Source organism: Massilia polaris (genome assembly GCF_012927275.1).
Taxonomy (GTDB): Bacteria; Pseudomonadota; Gammaproteobacteria; order Burkholderiales; family Burkholderiaceae_D; genus Telluria_A; species Telluria_A polaris.
This window is the reverse complement of the sequence record NZ_JABBGG010000006.1, coordinates 307,042-324,568: the sequence shown is the minus strand read 5'-3', so window position 1 is coordinate 324,568 and position 17,527 is coordinate 307,042. Positions and strand designations below refer to the sequence as shown.

The 17,527-nt window shown below is 62.1% G+C and carries 17 protein-coding genes and 2 tRNA genes; 7 read left to right on the top strand and 12 right to left on the bottom strand.

Going from position 1 to position 17,527, the window contains the following annotated elements:
* Positions 1 to 148: 148 nt before the first annotated feature.
* The 4 genes from HHL21_RS13055 to rnr all read right to left on the bottom strand — a co-directional run bounded on the left by HHL21_RS13055 (position 149) and on the right by rnr (position 4,963).
* The gene (locus HHL21_RS13055) at positions 149 to 832 is read right to left on the bottom strand and encodes a YceH family protein (RefSeq protein WP_169466454.1); all 684 of its coding nucleotides are present in this window, start codon (positions 830 to 832) and stop codon (positions 149 to 151) included.
* A gap of 8 nt (positions 833 to 840) precedes the next feature.
* Positions 841 to 1,623: a serine O-acetyltransferase gene (gene cysE, locus HHL21_RS13050; protein WP_169466452.1), complete on the bottom strand. Its 783-nt coding sequence runs from the start codon at positions 1,621 to 1,623 to the stop codon at positions 841 to 843.
* Between the two features lie 106 nt (positions 1,624 to 1,729).
* A complete protein-coding gene (rlmB, locus tag HHL21_RS13045) occupies positions 1,730 to 2,473 on the bottom strand; it encodes a 23S rRNA (guanosine(2251)-2'-O)-methyltransferase RlmB (RefSeq protein ID WP_169466450.1) in 744 nt (247 codons plus the stop codon).
* A gap of 6 nt (positions 2,474 to 2,479) precedes the next feature.
* The gene (rnr, locus tag HHL21_RS13040; protein WP_169466448.1) at positions 2,480 to 4,963 is read right to left on the bottom strand and encodes a ribonuclease R; all 2,484 of its coding nucleotides are present in this window, start codon (positions 4,961 to 4,963) and stop codon (positions 2,480 to 2,482) included.
* 345 nt (positions 4,964 to 5,308) lie between these two features.
* On the opposite strand from rnr, the gene HHL21_RS13035 reads away from it, so the two are divergent.
* The 5 genes from HHL21_RS13035 (at position 5,309) to HHL21_RS13015 (ending at position 7,561) form a co-directional block, all read left to right on the top strand.
* Positions 5,309 to 5,393 (top strand) — tRNA-Leu (locus HHL21_RS13035).
* A 108-nt stretch (positions 5,394 to 5,501) separates the two neighbouring features.
* Positions 5,502 to 5,586 (top strand) — tRNA-Leu (locus HHL21_RS13030).
* Between the two features lie 164 nt (positions 5,587 to 5,750).
* The gene (locus tag HHL21_RS13025; RefSeq protein WP_169466446.1) at positions 5,751 to 5,957 is read left to right on the top strand and encodes a hypothetical protein; all 207 of its coding nucleotides are present in this window, start codon (positions 5,751 to 5,753) and stop codon (positions 5,955 to 5,957) included.
* A 68-nt stretch (positions 5,958 to 6,025) separates the two neighbouring features.
* On the top strand, positions 6,026 to 6,577 hold the full coding sequence (locus HHL21_RS13020) for a phasin family protein (RefSeq protein ID WP_169466444.1): 552 nt from the start codon (positions 6,026 to 6,028) through the stop codon (positions 6,575 to 6,577).
* A gap of 102 nt (positions 6,578 to 6,679) precedes the next feature.
* Positions 6,680 to 7,561, top strand: a complete 882-nt coding sequence (locus tag HHL21_RS13015) for a bile acid:sodium symporter family protein (protein ID WP_169466442.1) — start codon at positions 6,680 to 6,682, stop codon at positions 7,559 to 7,561.
* 1 nt (position 7,562) lies between these two features.
* Here the strand turns inward: HHL21_RS13015 and tssA are convergent, their stop codons facing one another.
* The 7 genes from tssA to HHL21_RS12980 form a co-directional block, all read right to left on the bottom strand.
* Positions 7,563 to 8,411, bottom strand: coding sequence for a type VI secretion system protein TssA (gene tssA / locus HHL21_RS13010; RefSeq protein ID WP_169466440.1), 849 nt, complete (start codon positions 8,409 to 8,411; stop codon positions 7,563 to 7,565).
* A gap of 10 nt (positions 8,412 to 8,421) precedes the next feature.
* A complete protein-coding gene (tssH, locus tag HHL21_RS13005) occupies positions 8,422 to 11,058 on the bottom strand; it encodes a type VI secretion system ATPase TssH (RefSeq protein ID WP_169466438.1) in 2,637 nt (878 codons plus the stop codon).
* A 261-nt stretch (positions 11,059 to 11,319) separates the two neighbouring features.
* A complete protein-coding gene (locus HHL21_RS13000) occupies positions 11,320 to 11,685 on the bottom strand; it encodes a hypothetical protein (protein WP_169466436.1) in 366 nt (121 codons plus the stop codon).
* A 256-nt stretch (positions 11,686 to 11,941) separates the two neighbouring features.
* Positions 11,942 to 12,433, bottom strand: coding sequence for an Hcp family type VI secretion system effector (locus HHL21_RS12995; RefSeq protein ID WP_169466434.1), 492 nt, complete (start codon positions 12,431 to 12,433; stop codon positions 11,942 to 11,944).
* 28 nt (positions 12,434 to 12,461) lie between these two features.
* Positions 12,462 to 13,949, bottom strand: a complete 1,488-nt coding sequence (gene tssC, locus HHL21_RS12990) for a type VI secretion system contractile sheath large subunit (RefSeq protein ID WP_169466433.1) — start codon at positions 13,947 to 13,949, stop codon at positions 12,462 to 12,464.
* Entirely contained in the window at positions 13,949 to 14,458 is a 510-nt protein-coding gene (gene tssB, locus HHL21_RS12985; RefSeq protein WP_169466431.1) for a type VI secretion system contractile sheath small subunit, read from the bottom strand. Before tssB ends, tssC begins: the two co-directional genes overlap by 1 nt.
* A gap of 57 nt (positions 14,459 to 14,515) precedes the next feature.
* The gene (locus HHL21_RS12980) at positions 14,516 to 15,100 is read right to left on the bottom strand and encodes a tetratricopeptide repeat protein (RefSeq protein WP_169466429.1); all 585 of its coding nucleotides are present in this window, start codon (positions 15,098 to 15,100) and stop codon (positions 14,516 to 14,518) included.
* Between the two features lie 192 nt (positions 15,101 to 15,292).
* Here HHL21_RS12980 and tssJ point away from each other — a divergent pair, with 192 nt between their 5' ends.
* Both tssJ and icmH read left to right on the top strand, forming a co-directional pair.
* Complete coding sequence (tssJ, locus tag HHL21_RS12975) at positions 15,293 to 15,859, top strand: type VI secretion system lipoprotein TssJ (RefSeq protein ID WP_169466427.1); 567 nt, start codon at positions 15,293 to 15,295, stop codon at positions 15,857 to 15,859.
* A gap of 75 nt (positions 15,860 to 15,934) precedes the next feature.
* Positions 15,935 to 16,696, top strand: a complete 762-nt coding sequence (gene icmH / locus HHL21_RS12970) for a type IVB secretion system protein IcmH/DotU (protein WP_169466425.1) — start codon at positions 15,935 to 15,937, stop codon at positions 16,694 to 16,696.
* Positions 16,697 to 16,778: 82 nt separating this feature from the next.
* On the opposite strand, the gene HHL21_RS12965 is transcribed toward icmH, so the two are convergent.
* A complete protein-coding gene (locus HHL21_RS12965) occupies positions 16,779 to 17,522 on the bottom strand; it encodes an OmpA family protein (RefSeq protein WP_206085766.1) in 744 nt (247 codons plus the stop codon).
* Positions 17,523 to 17,527: the final 5 nt, after the last annotated feature.

The window sequence follows — 17,527 nt, the reverse complement described above, 5'->3', positions numbered from 1 at the left end:
TGGGCGACCAAATTGTAGCCGGCGGTGCCGGACAAATACTGCTGGACGACAGCGAGCTTAAATTGTTCGGTGTACTTCGACATGAAAAACCCCAAAAGTTGGTGTCCAACTTTTGGGGTTCAGTTCAATTACTGGCGGGGCGTTTTTTTTATTCGAACTGGCGTTTGAAGGACTCGAACTGCGCCTTGAGCTCGTCGACCTCGCTGCGCAAGGCCGCCACTTCCTGTTCAAGCTGCGCGGTACGGCCGCCCGACGCAGGCGCGGATACCGTGCCGAACGCCGACTCTTCGCGCGCAAGCGCCGCTTCGCCGCCAAGCAGCTGGCCGTAGCGCGGCTCCTTGGTCCCCGGCGCAAGCGCGAGGCGCGCAACTACCGGCGGATATTTATCGATCAGGAACTGGAGTGCGGATTCGACTTCGGCCACCGATTTGAATTCGTGGATACGGCCGCTGCGGGTGCGGATCTCGCCGGCAGTCTGCGGGCCACGCAGCATCAGGATCGCCAGCACCGCCAGCTTATCCTGCTCCAGCGTCCACTTGATCCGCATGCGGTGTTCGTACTTGGTCACACGTGCGCCGGCCTGCGTAATGCCGTTGACGTACTTGCGCTGCATGAGGCGCTGCAGCACTTCGGCCACTGTCTCGTCCGACAGGTGCATGACCGGGTCGCGGCTGGACAGCTGGTTGCAGCCGTTGGTCAGCGCATTGAGCGACATCGGGTAGTTGTCGGGTGTGAGGGCTTCTTTTTCGGCGAGCACCGCGAGCACGCGGATCTCGAACGGATCCAGCTCGGCGGCGCTATCCGCGCCGCCAGTTGATTCTTCAATAGTCATCGATGTCCTTATTCGACCAGTTTGTTCAACTCTGCCGAATCCAATTTATCACACTCGGGCATGTGCGGGCAGGCGATACCGGCGGCCTTCAGGGTCGCCATCAGGCGCTCCATCAGGTCGTCCTGGCGCGCCGCGTGGTTGATCAGGCCGTGCAGCGCCTTGGACATCGGGTCATCGCCGTTGGGCGTGACGCCGTAAGCGGAGAACAAGTGGGCGCTGCGCGCATCGACGTCCTTGCGCACGATGTGGGCCGGGTTGCCGACCGCAGTCGCGCCCGGCGGCACCGGCTTGATGACGACCGCGTTGGAGCCGACCTTGGCGTATTCGCCGACGGTGAACGCGCCAAGCACCTTGGCGCCGGCGCCGATGATGACGCCGCGCTCGAGCGTCGGATGGCGCTTGGTCCCGCTGCGCAACGAGGTGCCGCCCAGCGTGACGCCCTGGTAGATGGTGCAGTCGTCGCCGATGATCGCAGTTTCGCCAATCACCACGCCGAAGCCGTGGTCGATGAAGACGCGGCGGCCGATGGTGGCGCCGGGGTGGATCTCAATGCCGGTGATGATGCGTGCAAGGTAGGAGATGAAGCGCCCTACCCACTTGAGGTTCGCGCGCCAGCAGGCGTGCGCCCAGCCGTGCATCATGATGGCCTGGAAACCCGGATAACAAGTGATCACTTCCCATGCATTGCGGGCCGCAGGGTCACGTTCGATGATGCTCTTGATATCGTCGCGGAGCTTGGAAAACATAGGAGGGCGGACAGAAAATGTTGCGATGCAGTCATGGTAGCGCATTCGCACCATGCTTGCTTACGAGGGGTCAAGAATGGCTGGCGGGGATTTCGTGCCGTTCGACACTCCCCCCACCCGCCGTCACGGCGCGAGCGCGCCGCGGAAGGATTTATCCTTCTTTCGCCATGCGCTGGCGGCGTGCTTCGTACAGGCACACGCCGGAGGCGACGGACACGTTCAGGCTCTCAACCGAGCCGAACATCGGGATGCTGATAAGCACGTCGCAGGTTTCGCGCGTCAAGCGGCGCATGCCCTCGCCTTCCGACCCCATCACCAAGGCCGCAGGCCCGCTGAAATCGGCTTCATACAGGCCGCGGTCAGCATCGTCGGAGGTGCCGATCAACAGAATGTCGCGTTCTTTCAACTCGCGCATGGTGCGCGCGAGGTTGGTGACAGTGATGTAAGGCACGGTCTCGGCAGCGCCGCTGGCCACTTTGGCAGCGGTGGCGTTCAGGCCGACCGCGCGGTCCTTCGGCACGATCACCGCGTGTGCGCCAACGCCGTCGGCAACGCGCAGGCAGGCGCCCAGGTTGTGCGGATCGGTGATGCCGTCGAGGATCAGCAGCAGCGGCGGACCTTCGATCGCATCGAGCAGTTCGTCCAGGTTGCGCGCGAGCGCCAGCTGGCTGGCGAACGCGATCACGCCCTGGTGGCGGCGGGTTCCGACGATCTTGTCGAGGCGTGCCGAATCGACCGGCATCACGCGCACGCCGGCTGCCTTGGCGGCGGCGATCAGGTCGTGCATGCGGCGGTCCTGGCGGCCCGCATCGACAAAGATTTCTTCCACCGATGAAGCCTCATGACGCAAACGTGAGGTCACCGCATGGAACCCGAAAATCATTTTGTTTTTCATTTCTTGTTATCGCTTCTTATTGCTAGTTTTGGATGCTGCTTTTTTTGTTGGCCGCTCCGCCGTCTTTTTTGCCGCCGGAGCCGGAGCCGCTGCCTTGGCGCGCTTCTTCGGCTTGGCCGGCGCCTGTTCGGGTACGTCGTACGCTTCGACGAGCTGGTAGCGCCCCGCGTTATCGCCGCCCTGCTTGCGCGACTTGGCCGGCTTGGCGTCCAGTGCCTTGTGCGCGGCGCTCTTCGGCTTGCCGGCGCCGGTGTCGGCAGCGGCGCTCGAACCCGCGAGCACGAGGTCGATCTTGCGTGCTTCGAGGTCGACGCGCGAGACCTGCACGGTGACGCGGTCGGTCAGCTGGAAGCGCTTGCCGGTGCGTTCGCCGCGCAGTTCATGGCGCGCTTCGTCGTACTGGAAGTAGTCGCCGCCAAGTTCGGTGATATGCACCAGGCCTTCGACATACAGTGCATCGAGCTGCACGAAGATGCCGAAGGTGGTCACGCCCGACACCACGCCGGTGAATTCCTCGCCCAGCTTGTCCTTGATGAAGAAGCACTTGAGCCATGCCTCGACGTCGCGCGACGCTTCGTCCGCGCGGCGTTCGTTGGCCGAGCAGTGCACGCCGAGCGCGTCCCAGATGGTCAGGTCTTTTTCCTGCTTCTGCGTGCCGGCCGCCTTGTCTTTCGCCTGCTGCTTGCGCGTGGCGTTCGACACGTTGGTGTTCAGGCCGGACAGTTCGATGCCCTTCGGCTCGTACTTCTTACCGAGCAGGATGGCCTTGATCGCGCGGTGCGTCAGCAAGTCCGGATAGCGCCGGATCGGGCTGGTGAAGTGGGCATACGCCTCATACGCCAGGCCGAAGTGGCCGATGTTGTCCGGGCTGTAGACCGCCTGCTGCATGGAGCGCAGCAGCATGGTTTGCAGCAGCGGCGCATCCGGGCGTTCCTTCACTTGCTTCATCAGTTCGGCGTAGTCGTTCGCAGCCGGCTTGTCGCCGCCGTTCAGGTTCAGGCCGACCTGCTTGAGGAAGGTGCGAACCTGCGTCAGCTTCTCTTTGGTCGGCGACGCGTGGATGCGGTAGGTGCCTGGATGCTTGTGGCGCTCCAGCAGGTCGGCTGCGCAGACGTTCGCCGCCAGCATGCACTCTTCAATCAGGCGGTGGGCGTCGTTGCGGGTGCGCGGGATGATCTTTTCGATCTTGCCCAGCGAATTACAGACGATGTAGGTTTCGGTGGTCTCGAAGTCGATCGCGCCGCGCACCGTGCGTGCTTTGAGCAGCGCGTGGAACACGTCGTTCAGGTTCAGCAGGTGCGGAACGATGGCCGGACGGCGCGCCGCTTCAGGGCCCGCGGTATTACCGAGGATGTCGGCAACTTCGTTGTACGTCAGGCGCGCAGCGGAGTGGATGACAGCCGGGTAGAACTGGTATGCCTGGATATCGCCCTTGGCGGAGATGACCGCGTCGCAAACGAGCGTCAGGCGGTCGACCGCAGGGTTCAGCGAGCACAGGCCGTTCGACAGCTTTTCGGGCAGCATCGGAATCACGCGGCGCGGGAAGTACACCGAGGTGCTGCGCTCGAGCGCATCGGCGTCGAGCGCATCGTTCGGCTTGACGTAGTGGCTGACGTCCGCGATCGCGACGATCAGGCGGAAGCCGTTTTCCTTGCCCAGCTGGACCGGTTCGCAGTAGACCGCATCGTCGAAGTCGCGTGCGTCTTCGCCGTCGATGGTCACCATCGGTACGTCGCGCAGGTCGACGCGGTCGGCCAGGTCGCCGTCGCGCACTTCAGCCGGCAGCCTGGCTGCGGACTTCAGCGCGGCGGCCGAGAAGATGTGTGGCACGCCGAACTTGCGCACCGCGATTTCGATTTCCATGCCAGGGTCGTCCAGCTCGCCCAGCACTTCGACGATTTTGCCGACCGGCTGCTTGAAGCGCGCCGGCTGTTCCAGCAGTTCGACGCTGACGACCTGCCCTGCCTTGGCTTTGCCAGGCGAACCGGAGACCAGGATGTCCTGGCCGATGCGCTTGTCTTCAGGCGCGACGACCCAGGCATCGTTCTCCTTGAGCAGGCGGCCGATGACGTGGGTGTTGGCGCGGGTGACGACTTCGACGATGCTGCCTTCAAGGCGGCCGCGGCGGTCGGTGCCGGTGACTTTCGCGAGGACGCGGTCGCCGTGCAGGACCTTCTGCATTTCTTTGTCGTTCAGGAACAGGTCTTCGCCCGGCGCATCCGGGATCACGAAGCCGAAGCCGTCGCGGTGCGCGCTAACCTTGCCGCTGATGAAGCCGGACTGGTCCGCCAGCACATAGGTGCCGTCGTCTGAAGCGCGGATCTGGCCGTCGCGTTCCATCGCGTTCAGGCGGCGTCCAAGCACGCCCAGTGCGGACGGCTTTACCTCGAGCATGCTGGCGATCGAATCAACATCGAGCGCTGCCACTGCGGAACGGAAAATGCCGAGAATTTCCTCGCGGCTGGGAATGGTATGTGTAGGTTGGTTCAAGTCGTTTTCTGTATTATTTTTTGGCGGCAGCGGCGCAGCATGCGCAGTGGTTGCCGACACAGTGAATATATTGACACGGTGATATGCGTAGTGTAACGGAAGGCTGCGGGATTCGCCTAACGAAGCGTGCTCGAAAAATACCGTGGCGAGAGCTTTGACATTTCAAATTGTTCCGCCTATAATTTTGGTCTTTCGCGGCGACGGCAACGTTGCAAGCGAAGAGCAGCAGGCGTATCAGGCGGAAGCGGCGCGGCGATAACGAAAGTTAATCTGGCGCAAAACTGCAAAGCCTAGTATGATAGCACAAGTCGGCGGCAACGCCGGATGTAGCAAAGCAGCATCAGTGCCCACGTGGCGGAATTGGTAGACGCGCATGGTTCAGGTCCATGTGCCGCAAGGTGTGGGGGTTCGAGTCCCTCCGTGGGCACCACTCTACCGGATGTACTTCCGTAGTCTTGCTCTTGCGCCGTGATCATCGGATTACGGCGTTTTAGTTTGGCGACAAGTAAAATGATGTTGTTGAAGTCGTAGTATCAGTGCCCACGTGGCGGAATTGGTAGACGCGCATGGTTCAGGTCCATGTGCCGCAAGGTGTGGGGGTTCGAGTCCCTCCGTGGGCACCACTCTACCGGATGTATATGTCCGCATTTGTATGCCGCAAAACGCCGTAATCTTTGTAAAAGGATTACGGCGTTTTGCGTTGCGCGGCCCGTTTCCCCTTAGTCCGCCAAAAACCGCCTTGTGTTGTACGCTTGACTTGGATCACAGACAAGCTATGCTCAGCACAATGAAACCCCTGATTTGCACCTGTACTGCCGCCCTGGCCGCCAGCCTGGCCGTTGTCGCACTGGCCGCGCCCGCCTCCTGGTTCCAGTGGCGCAGCAAGCTCGATGGCAAGCTGGTTTGTTCGCAGACCCCGCTCGGCCCGGGCTGGGCAAAGGCCACCGGGCCCTATCGAGACAGCCATTGCACAAAGTTAATCGCCGGTAAATAATACAAAAACGTTTAGGAGAAAACAGAAAGTCGTCGTTCCGCCGCAATTAATCCACCGAGGAGAAGTTAATGTTTACGAATCCCGAACAATTTGCATCCGCCACCAAGACGCTATTCGAACTCCAGATGACCACTTTTAACGCGCTGACCAGCAAGGCTGTCGATGGCGTGGAGCAGGTTCTCGCGCTCAACATGGCTACCGCAAAAAACTCGGTCCAGGGTTCCATGGCAGCAGGTAAGGAAATGAGCGAGGCCAAGGATCCGAAAGCTGCCATGGATGCAGCCGCTTCGCAGGTCCAGCCAGCCGTCGGCGGCGCGGTCGTCTACGGCGAGCAGCTGAAAGTCATCATCGAAGACATCCACAAGGAATTCACCGAGGCCGCCGACCATCACATGGCCGAAGCGAAGAACACCCTGTCGGCGCTGATCTACGACGTGACCAAGAACGTCAAGCCGGGCTCCGAGAATGCCGTCGACGTCATCAAGGCGGCCATCGACAACGCCTTCAAGGGCTACGAGGAAGTCACCAAGGCGACGCGCGAAGCGGTGAGAACCGTGGAGCAGGAAATCGCCAGGGCCACCGCACAAGTCAACACCGCAAAGACCGACAAGCAGGCGTAACAGCGCCCTGCCATCCTGCACCGCATGAAAAGCGCGGGCCGCCCTTCGGGACGGTCCGCGTTGTCGCATGCGGGCATATAAAAGAACAATAAGGAGACCTGAATGAGCAACTTCATTACGCTGCTGCCCACCCTGCTGATCGGTGCGCTGGCCCTGATCATGTTCGGCCTGGGCCTGTCGCTTACCCTGTCCGACTTCCGCCGTTTGCTTGGCCATCCGAAGGCGGTGATCCTGGCGTTGGTGCTGCAGGCGATGGTGCTGCCGGCGATTTGCTACGGATTGATCGTCGGGCTGGGCGTAGCGCCAGTTTACGCAGTCGGCCTGATGCTGCTGGCGGCTTCGCCGGGCGGCGTATCGGCCAACCTGTTCAGCCATCTGTTCGGCGGCAATGTGGCGATGAACATCTCGCTCACCGCCATCAACACCCTGCTTTCGATCGTCAGCCTGCCGCTGATCGCGAACTTCGCCATCGAGACCTTTGCAAAGTCAGGCCAGGTGGTGCCGATGCAGACCGGGAAGGTGATCGAGGTAATCGGCATCGTGCTGGTGCCGGTGGCGATAGGCATGGTCGTCAAGAGCCGGGCGCCAGGCTTCGCCGCTCGCATGGATGCGCCGATGAAGCGTTTCTCGATGGTGGTACTGGCGGCGCTGGCACTGATTGCGATTGCCAAGGAATGGACCGCGCTGACCGAGTCGTTCGCGTCGATCGGACTGGCCGTGGTCGCGTTCAACGCCATCAGCCTGGGAATGGGCTACTACGTGCCGCGCATGATGGGCCTCGATAAACCGAACGCGATCGCGATCGGGTACGAGATCGGAATTCATAATTCGACCCTGGCGATTTTCGTGGCGCTGTCGGTGCTGGGCGACTTCCAGCTGATGCTGCCGGCTGCGATCTATTCGGTCAGCATGTATGTGCTGGCGACCGCGTTTGGCTTCCTCGTTTTGGGAAGGAAGCAGGCCGTGGCTGGGGCTCCGGCCTAGCTCAATTCCCCTGTAACCCGAGCAGTTCTTCGATGTGGGCGAACGCGGAGTCGTCCTTGATGACGCCGCGCAGCCACACATGCAGCGGCTGCTCGCCCCACGCCGCAGCCTTGTCGGCCAGGTAGGCTACAGGACTGTGCGGCTCGGTGCGGCGGAAGTAGTCGGCCACTTGCCGCAGCTGCGCGATGGCGTGCGCGCGCGTCTGAAGCGGGCCTTGTCCGACCTGGCTCTCGTGCGCCATCGGTGTCATCGCCAGTGGTGTATCCGACGATTCAGCCACGGGGGGCCCGATGGCGTGGATCACATTTTCAATCGCAGACCGGGCTGCCGAAAATCCGGGGCCGTCGGCACCGAGGCGGTCATCCACGATCCGTTCCAGTTGAGCGATCGCCTCGGCGCAGTATGAGACGTCGGGCAAATGGGCCACCGGAATTTCCTTCACCAGCTGCGGCAGGCGCGCGGCGATCCAGCACAGGTTGCCGATACGCTGCTCGCAGGTGCCTTCGTCGGGCATTGGGTGGAGATTGTCCCAGTAGCGCTCGCAAAGTGCGGACGCCAGCATCAGGCTGTCGCCCAGGCCACGGAACGACGAAGTCTTCGCCTCAGCCTCGGCCAGCCAGACCGCCAGCCGCAGATCCTTGCTGCGTTGTTCGATCAGTTGCGCGCAGCGTGACGCGACAAACTTCCAGTCGGCTTCCTTCAGGCTGGTGACCCAGGCGCCCTGCTCCAGCGTCGGGTCGTCGGCCTGGCGCGCCTTCGAGATCGCGTCGACCTCGGGCGAGAACGCGATGTCATCGCCGCACGGAGCTTGTTCGCTGATCGGCGCGAGCATCTGCTCGATATCCAGCATGGCGGTCTCCTTAAGCCGGTTCGACGGCGTACTTGAACTTGCCCGCCTTGGTGGCCCCGACTTTGATCGATGACATCGCCCTGCCCTCGGCCATCCGCGCCAGCACGGTCCCGGCGATTTCGGGCAGCAGCGTGCCGTTCAGGATGGTATCGACATTCCGCGCGCCGGAATCGACTTCGGTGCAGCGCGCCAGGACCGCCTCGACCAGCGAATCGTCATAGCGGAACTCGGCCTGGTGGTTTTCAGCCACGCGGCGCTTGATGTGTTCCAGCTTGAGCCGGATGATATTGGCCAGCACGTCATCGGTGATCGGATAGAACGGCACCACGGTCAGCCGGCCCAGGAACGCATGCTTGAAATGCTTGACCAGCTGGGGGCGGACCAGATCAGCCAACTGCCCGGGGCCCGGCACTTCGGATGGACTCTTGTTCAGGCAGGCCTGCATGATTTGCGGGGACGCCGCGTTCGACGTGCAGATGATGATCGTATTGCGGAAGTCGATCTCGCGCCCTTCCGCATCATCCAGCACACCCTTGTCGAACACCTGGAAGAACAGTTCGAGCACGTCGGGATGCGCCTTTTCGATTTCGTCGAGCAGCACCACGCTGTATGGATTGCGGCGCACGGCCTCGGTCAGCACGCCCCCTTCGCCATAGCCGACGTAGCCCGGCGGCGAGCCCTTGAGCCCCGAGACGCTGTGCGCTTCCTGGTACTCGCTCATGTTGATGGTGATGAGCTTGCGCTCGCCGCCATACAGCAGGTCGGCCAGTGCCAGCGCCGTTTCGGTTTTACCGACGCCCGACGTGCCGACGAACAGGAACACGCCCTTTGGCTTGTTCGGGTCGTCCAGGTTGGCGCGCGAGGTGCGCACGCGCTGGGCGACGACCGAGCTGGCGTGCGCCTGGCCGAGGATGCGTTCATCGAGTAGCCCCTGAAGGTTCATCACCGTCCTGATCTCGTCCTTGACCATGCGGCCGAGCGGGATGCCGGTCCAGTTGGCGATGATCTCGGCGACCACGTGGCCGTCGACCTGCACCGGCACCAGTGGCGCTTCGCCCTGCACCGTGCGCAGTTCTTCGACCAGCTTGCGCAACGCGCCGGTATCGCCCTTGCCGCCGCTTTCCTCCAGCCTGCTGCGCAAGCGTTTGATCTCGGCGCAGATCGACTGCTCTTTCTCCCAGCGCGCACGCTGGCGGTCCTGTTCTTCGGTCGCCTCGACCCGTTGCGCGCGCAGCAGCGCGAGTCTGACGCCATGGTCAGCCCCGCCGGCTTCCTCGCGGGCCAGCGCTGCCGCCTCGACGTCGATCCGCTCCAGCATGTGCGTGCCGATTTCGATCAATGCCGGCGTCGCGTTCTGGCCCAGCGCTACTTTCGCACAGGCGGTATCGAGCACGCTGATCGCCTTGTCCGGCAGCTGGCGTCCGCTGATGTAACGGTGCGACAGGCGTACGGCTTCGGTGATGGCGTCGTCGTAGACGCGCACGTTGAAATGCTTCTCCATCAGCGGCGCCATCCCGCGCAGCATCGCGCAAGCGATTTCCTCGCATGGCTCCTCGACCTTGATCACCTGGAAGCGGCGGGCCAGCGCGGCATCCTTCTCAAAATACTTCTTGTACTCGCCCCAGGTGGTCGCGGCGATGGTACGCAGTTCGCCGCGCGCCAGCGCAGGCTTCAGCAGGTTGGCGGCGTCGTTCTGGCCGGCCGCGCCGCCGGCGCCAATCATCGTGTGCGCTTCGTCGATAAACAGGATGATCGCGCGCGGGCTTTTTTTGACCTCGTCGATCACGTTCTTCAGGCGGTTTTCGAACTCGCCCTTGACGCTCGCGCCGGCCTGCAGCAGGCCCATGTCGAGCGTATGGATTTCGGTTTCGCGCAGCACTTCCGGCACGTCACCGCTGGCGATGCGCAGCGCGAGGCCTTCAACCACGGCGGTTTTTCCGACGCCAGCTTCACCTGTCAGGATCGGGTTGTTCTGGCGGCGCCGCATCAGGATGTCGATCGCCTGGCGGATTTCGGGATCGCGCCCGATCACCGGATCGAGCTTGCCGTCGCGCGCGCGCTGGGTCAGGCAGGTGGTGAACTGGTCGAGGGCGGGCGTCTTGCCTGGCTCGCTCGCGGCCAGCTCGCCGACCGGATCGGCCCCGCCCTGCTGCGGCGATTCAGGCCGAGACTCGTCCGAACCGCGCGTGAGTTTGTCGAAATCGTGCTTCAGCTTGTCGAGCGGGATTTGCGCGAACAGGCGTGAGCCGCGGTGCGCCAGCTGCGACAGCTCGGGTTCGCTCAGGAGCGCGAGCAGCAGGTGTCCGCTGCGGATCTGGTTGGGCTGGGCGTTGCCGAGGGACGCAATCAACCAGGCATGTTCGAACAGCGTCGGCAGGTGGCGCGAGAACACCGGCGTGCGCGCGCTGCCGGCCTGGAAGCGGCCGATCTCGTTGCGCAGGTCGGTCTCGAGGCCGGTCAGGCTGATGCCGCACTGGTACACGATGCGCACGAAGTCGCTATTCTGCTGCTCGAGCAGCGCGAGGAACACGTGCTCGACATCGACTTCATACTGGCCCAGTCCGACGCAGATGTTCGCCGCTCGCGTCGCTGCGGTGCGAGTCGTGTCATTCAGCTTGCCGATCAGGGTTTTCAGGTTGATGTCCACAGCTGGTTTCCTTTTAAAAGATCCGAATGCCCGCTTATCCGATCCGCTTCACAGCGGGCCGATGAATTGCGAACATCTGGCGAGACATGGCAGGCGGTGATCATTGAATAGACGCGACGAGCATGGCGTGGCCGACGACCACAAATAGCAGGCCAACGACAGTTAGTTTTTTCTTGATCTTGACTCGCTGCAGCGCCAAGCGCGTGATATTGCGCACCGGCCTCGCTGACATGGTTGGGGTAGTAGTAGCAGACATGGTTATTAGCACACGGAGCCACCGATACTTTTTCCCGTCCGCAGATCAAACCCGAAATAACACATGTAGCCTGTCTCCTTATCATAGCTACATGAAATGCCGTCCTTCTGCCGAATACGAATACCATTGGCGCCGCATGCGCGTCTTATATCCGGTCCGATAGAATTGAATATCTCCTTCGCGAGACCCTCCTTGACTTCAAAAGAAATCTTCTTATTCTCTGAGGTCGGAGCGATGGGATCACCAATATTTCCGCCATAGAGCGAATATTTTCCCGAAAACGGCTTGAAACTCATTTCCCATTCCGGGATAGGTGCCGCGAACGTGGCGGCGCTAACGCAAGCTAGAATAAACAGGGGCAGATGTTTCATTGGAAACCTTTTACACCATGATCGAAACATGCAGATGATCGTCATGGTTTAACCATGGCTTCACTTTGGGAATCGATGAATCATTAAAAAGAATTACTCTCACGACACCCGTTTCCCATAGCAGTCCGATCAGTTTTTTCGTCGCATCTCGATCGTATGCCGGGTCGAATCGCGTTACGCGCGCTTCCTTGCCGTCCTTCCGAATCAACCGAATATCCTAATTGAGGCAGCCAGACGTCCTGGCTGCCTCGACTGATTAGACGATCTTGTTGGAAGACAGGTCCCAACCGCCCGAAGTGTTGCCACCGGAACCACCGCCAACTTTTTGTTGGGTGTACTTCCACTTGACCTTGGAGAATTTCAGTCCGAGGCTTTCCGTCAGGATATCGCCCTCGCCCACAGCGGGGCTGACATCGCCGATCAGCACGTTTTCCAGCTCGATCTCGAAATACTTGATGCGCTCGCCCTGGCCGTCCGCACGCATGAATTCCAGCTTGGCGCGCGGGATCGTCTTGCCCGACGAGCAGGTCTGCAGCAGGATCGGCGTGGCCAGGTCGGCCAGTTTCGCCACCTGGATCTCGCTGTGCTCGCAACGCTCGGCCGTGTGGCCGCCGCCGGTCGAGGCCGTCGCCGACTTCGGCTGGCTTACGCTCCAGGCCACCGATTTGCACTCGATCCAGTCGCGGTGTTTGTCGTCGGTCGACTCGCCCTTGATACCATCGATCTGCAGATATACGTCAATTGCCATGTTGAACTCCTAATGTGGGTGGGATGGTTCAGTTTTTGGTCGACTGCGGCAACTCCGCGACCAGTCGGAGCGAAACAGACAGCTCGTCGAGCTGGAAATGCGGACGCAGGAAGGACACGGCGCGGTACACGCCAGGCCGGCCGGGCACTTCGCTGACCTGCACGCTTGCTTCGCGCAGCGGGAACTGGGCTTTCTGGTCCTGGCTCGCGTTGTCGTCAAGCAGGACGTACTGGGTCAGCCAGCGGTTCAGGAATTCCTCGACGTTCGATGCGGCCGAGAAGCTGCCGATCTTGTCGCGCATCATTGCCTTCATGTAGTGCGCGATGCGCGAGACGGCGAAGATGTATTGCAGCTGCGACGACAGCACGGCGTTGGCATTGGCCGCCTCGTTGGCGTACTTGCGCGCCTTCTGCGCGGACTGGGCGCCGAAGAAGGCTGCGTAGGCGGTGTTCTTGCAGTGCACCAGCGAGATGAAGCCGAGATCGGACAGTTCCTTTTCGCGCCGGTCGGTGATGGCCAGTTCGGTCGGGCACTTGAGCGCGACTTCGCCTTCGTCGGTCTTGAAGGTGTGGGTCGGCAGGTTCTCGACCAGGCCGCCGCCCTCGACGCCGCGGATCGCCGCGCACCAGCCGTAGTTCTCGAACGCGCCGGTCAGCTTGGTCGCAAAGGCATACGCGGCGTTGCACCACAGGTATTTATGATGGTCGGTGCCGTCGACGTCCTCGACGAAGTTGAAGCCTTCGGTGGTGATGCCGTCGACCGGGTTGAACGGCAGGCGGCCGAGGAAGCGCGGCAAGGTCAGGCCGACATAGCGCGCGTCTTCGGATTCGCGGAAGCCCTTCCACTTTGCGTACTCAACCGTGTCGAACACCTTGGCGAGGTCGCGTGGCTTGCTCAGGTCGCCATAGCTTTCCAGGCCGAACAGTTCTGGCGAGGCCGCAGTGATGAAAGGCGCGTGCGCGGCCGCGGCAACGTGCGACATCTGTTCGACGAAATACATGTCCTCCGGCTGGCGCGAGATTTCGAAGTCGCCGATCAGCGTGCCGTACGGCGCCCCGCCGAAGGTGCCGAATTCTTCTTCGTAGACTTTCTTGAAGATCGTGCTCTGGTCGAATTCCAGCGCGGACTGGAAGTCCTTCACCAGCTCTTTCTTGGTCGCATTCATCATGCGGATCTGCTGGTTGGCGCCGGTGGTCGAGTTCTGGACCAGGTAATGCAGGCCGGTCCAGCTGCGCTCGAGCTTCTGGAATTCTGGCGCGTGCATGATCGCGCTGAGCTGCTCGGAGAGCATGCGGTCGATTTCGGCAACACGGGCGTCGAGGGTGGCCGACAGGTTGTTCGACATGACGACCGTGCCATCCATCACCTGGCTGACCAGTTCGGTGATGATGTCGCGCGCACGTTCATGCTCGCTGGTCGACTTGGCCACGCGGCTCTGTTCGACGATCTGGTCGAGCAGGCTGGTATCGAGCTCGACGGTTTGGGTGGTTTTGGTATCGGAGAGGACGGCTGACATTATTTGCCCTCCTCAGGTTTGGCCTTGCGCAGGCCGTCGAGCTTTTCCGTATTGCTGAGCACGTCGCTGAGGATGTCTTCCAGCTTGTCGTTGCCGGCCAGCTTGTTGCGCAGGTCGGCGAGCTTGGTGCGGGCTTCGAGCAGGCCCTTCAGCGGCGCGACCTGCTGCACCACCGATTCCGGACGGAAGTCGGCCATCTCGCGGAACTGCAGCTTGACGGCGAACTCGCCGCCCTCCCCGCTGAGCTGGTTCGGCACGCGGAACTGGGCGACCGGGGCAACGCCGCCCAGCACCTCGTCGAAGTTGCTGGCATCGACGTTGACGAAGTTGCGGTCCTTCAGCCGCTTCTTCTCGACATCGGGATTGTTGCCGAAGTCGCCCATGACGCCGACCACGAAGGGCAGTTCCTTGTTTTCGATTGCGTCGCCGACTTCGACGTCGTACGTCATCTGCACGCGGGGCGCGCGCACTTTTTGCAGACGCTTCTGCACACTATCATTTTTGGCCATGACAACTCCAAAGGGTGGCTGGAAAGTGGCCGGCGCTGGGCCGGCCCGGCGAGGGAACTACTTGAGGCCTTCGAACGGGTCGTCGCTCGAAGCCTTCTTTTGTGCCGAGGAAGCGGCAACCGGCGTTTGCGGCGGCTTCTTTTGCGGCGCGACCGTGGCAGTGCGTCCGGTGCGGTTGCCCGGCACCAGCTCGTCTTCGCCCAGGCTTGCGCGCAACAGCTTCGCGAGGTCCTGCGCTTCGGACCGGATTGTGCCGGCGAGATTGTGCTTACGGGTCAGGTCAGCCAGCGCCTTGCTCGCGACGCGCAGGCCGCTCACGGCAACAATGCTGTGCGAGACCATATCGCTGGAATCGCGCTGCAATGCCTGCTGGGCGAGGACGATGGCCTGGCCGTAGTCGTCGGCGTCGTAACGGATCTGGGCCATGCGGATCCATGGCGCTTTGTCGGTCGGGTAGGCCTGCGCCGCGTCGTGCAGGATGCCGAGGGCTTTGTCTCTCTGGCCCGCTTTGGCGGCAGCGTTTGCCGCTGCGACCGCCTCGGCAACCGTGCCGTGCGACCTGGCCGACACGGAAGGGTCGGTGGTGGCGCAGGCCGACAACAAGGCGACAACTGCAAGGCCGGGAATCAGTCGTTTCAACATGCTTACTCTCCAGTACCGTTTGTCCAGCCGCTATTATTGGACAGCAGAAATCCAGCAAATTGCGAAGAGTCAATAGAAGCTGGTTTCTCGATTGCATCGCAAAATATCCGGGGAAGTTGCGCAAGGTCACGGGTGCGGGATGCGCTTCGCTTTAAATAAGCGTTTCGGCTTTTCAACACCTGAAAGGTGAACATGGCGAAGACTTGTCTGCTTCCACTTCTGCTTGCTGGTTTCGCGCAGACCGGGTGTGCCGGCGGCTCCGCGCTGGAGACGATCGGATTGCGCAGGCCGCCCGAGCTTGCCGACGCGCTCAAGCCCGCGCGCAATGTTCCGATCAGCTTGCATGCGGCGAGCAAGTTGAATGTCGATGCGCAAGGCCGACCGCTCGCACTGGTCGCGCGCATCTATAAGCTGCGCCAGGAAGCCGCATTCCAACAGGCGCCCTACGATGCCTTCCTCAGTCCGCAAAAGGAAAAGGATGCGCTGGGGGCCGATCTGATCGACGTCAAGGAAGTGATGCTGGTGCCGGGGCAGCGCTACGAGATCGTCGAGAAAGTCAGCCGCGAAGCGTATTTCGTCGGCGTGGTCGCGCTGTTCCACTCGCCCACCCCGCAGCGCTGGCGGCTGGCTTACGCGGCAGCGGACGCGGCGCAAAGCGGGATTGCAGTCGGCGTCCATGGCTGCGCGCTCAGCAACGGCGGGGGTGCCAGAGCGATCGGAATTGGTGCGAAGCTCCTCTCCCCTGTCCTCTGTCAATAAAGCCGTGCAACATTTCCCGCAAGCTAGATCCCGGGGCAATCGTGAAAACTTTCAAACCATGAGCAAGGTGACCGAATGACGCCGCACATCGAACGCCGGGCCGCGAGAGAGCCCGCACGCAAGGATGGTGCAGGACCGCGCACGCTGGTTGACCTGATGTACGAAGGGTTTTATGCGCTGTTCCTGTTGAAGAACGGCTGCGGGCCGCACGACAAGACTGGATTCGTCGACCACATCACCCAGTTCCTGGACGACGTCGACCGCCGTGCGAAACAGCTTAGCGTCCCGCCGGAAGATGTTGAGGCGGCAAAGTACGCGTACTGCGCGGCAGTCGACGAAATCATTCTTCGCTCGCAATACGACATCCGCGACGCGTGGGAAACACGGCCGCTGCAACTCAGGCTGTTCGGCGACCAGCTCGCCGGCGAACACTTCTTCCAGAAGCTCGAGGAACTGCGCGCACGCGGCATCGTGCACCTGCAGTCGCTGGAGGTGTTCCATCTGTGCTTGCTTCTTGGATTCCAGGGAAAATACGCGCTCGACGCCCCGGACAAGCTGAACTACCTGTGCTCGCGGCTGGGCGACGAGATCGCCCGCATGCGCGGCAAGAACCGCGGCTTCGCACCGCATGCCGACCGGCCCGACCAGATCGCCAACAAGCTGCGCACCGACCTGTCGCTGTGGGTATTGACCTCGGTATTCGCCCTTGCAGGTCTAGGCGCCTATCTCGGATTCAACGCCATGTTGGGCCGCGATACGGACAAGACGCTGGCCGCGTACAACGACTTGGTGAAGCTGCCGCCACGCGCGGCAAATGTCACCATCACACTCCCTTAAAACCTCCGGGCAATGTTGCAAAACCAATCGGGGTCTGTCCCCGGGGTCTGTCCCCGGGGACGGACCCCGATTTTTGGAACTGTTATTGGGCGACTTTGAACTCGATGCGGCGGTTGCGGGCGCGGCCTTCGGGGGCGCGGTTGTCGGCTACCGGCCGGTCAGGGCCTTCGCCGGAGACGGCGATGGATTCAGGGTCGATCCCTTTCGTCACCACGTAGACTTTCACGGCCTCGGCCCGCGCCTGGCTTAGCGACAGGTTGCTGGCGCGCGAGCCGGAGTTGTCGGTGTGCCCGATCACCTCGACCTTCTTGTTCTTCAGCTTGAGCAGCACGGCGCTCATCTGGTCGAGGATTCCCATGCCCGATTCAGTCAACGTCGCCTTGCCCGACTCGAACTCGATGATGCGGTCGGCCAGCGCGGCGTCGAGCAGGCTTTGTTCGGAGGCGACCACGCGCAGCCCGTTGTTGACTGTGTAGGTCGGATTCAGGCTGGTGGCGATGTCGCTGGCGATGCGCTGCCGCTGCACCTCGTTGGCGACGTCGCCGCGCAGGCTGACCGCGTTGCCGTCCACCTTGAGCTGGCCGCGCGTGATCATCTTCAGGTTGGGACCGACCAGCCGCTGCACGTAGCTGTCCCAGTTGGCCGGCGTGGCGACCATGCCTACCGCGACCTGGTCAACGACACGCTCGGCACCATAGACTTCGCGCAGCCGCGCCAGCAGGCCAGCCTTGCTTGCTTCGTCGGCCACGGTGCCTGAAACAACCACCGGGGCGTTGCCGGTCGAGGCCAGGCAGCCGGCAGCCACCAGCCAGGCACCGGCGAACAGGATGG

Excerpts from the sequence above, each read along its gene's own strand:
- HHL21_RS13020 (WP_169466444.1), top strand. The coding sequence starts at position 6,026 with ATGTTTACGAATCCCGAACAATTTGCATCCGCCACCAAGACGCTATTC.
- rlmB (WP_169466450.1), bottom strand. The coding sequence starts at position 2,473 with ATGAAAAACAAAATGATTTTCGGGTTCCATGCGGTGACCTCACGTTTG.
- HHL21_RS13000 (WP_169466436.1), bottom strand. The coding sequence starts at position 11,685 with ATGAAACATCTGCCCCTGTTTATTCTAGCTTGCGTTAGCGCCGCCACG.
- HHL21_RS13055 (WP_169466454.1), bottom strand. The coding sequence starts at position 832 with ATGACTATTGAAGAATCAACTGGCGGCGCGGATAGCGCCGCCGAGCTG.
- tssC (WP_169466433.1), bottom strand. The coding sequence starts at position 13,949 with ATGTCAGCCGTCCTCTCCGATACCAAAACCACCCAAACCGTCGAGCTC.
- HHL21_RS12980 (WP_169466429.1), bottom strand. The coding sequence starts at position 15,100 with ATGTTGAAACGACTGATTCCCGGCCTTGCAGTTGTCGCCTTGTTGTCG.
- tssA (WP_169466440.1), bottom strand. The coding sequence starts at position 8,411 with ATGCTGGATATCGAGCAGATGCTCGCGCCGATCAGCGAACAAGCTCCG.
- icmH (WP_169466425.1), top strand. The coding sequence starts at position 15,935 with ATGACGCCGCACATCGAACGCCGGGCCGCGAGAGAGCCCGCACGCAAG.
- HHL21_RS13015 (WP_169466442.1), top strand. The coding sequence starts at position 6,680 with ATGAGCAACTTCATTACGCTGCTGCCCACCCTGCTGATCGGTGCGCTG.
- HHL21_RS12995 (WP_169466434.1), bottom strand. The coding sequence starts at position 12,433 with ATGGCAATTGACGTATATCTGCAGATCGATGGTATCAAGGGCGAGTCG.
- HHL21_RS13025 (WP_169466446.1), top strand. The coding sequence starts at position 5,751 with ATGAAACCCCTGATTTGCACCTGTACTGCCGCCCTGGCCGCCAGCCTG.
- tssB (WP_169466431.1), bottom strand. The coding sequence starts at position 14,458 with ATGGCCAAAAATGATAGTGTGCAGAAGCGTCTGCAAAAAGTGCGCGCG.
- tssJ (WP_169466427.1), top strand. The coding sequence starts at position 15,293 with ATGGCGAAGACTTGTCTGCTTCCACTTCTGCTTGCTGGTTTCGCGCAG.
- cysE (WP_169466452.1), bottom strand. The coding sequence starts at position 1,623 with ATGCGCTACCATGACTGCATCGCAACATTTTCTGTCCGCCCTCCTATG.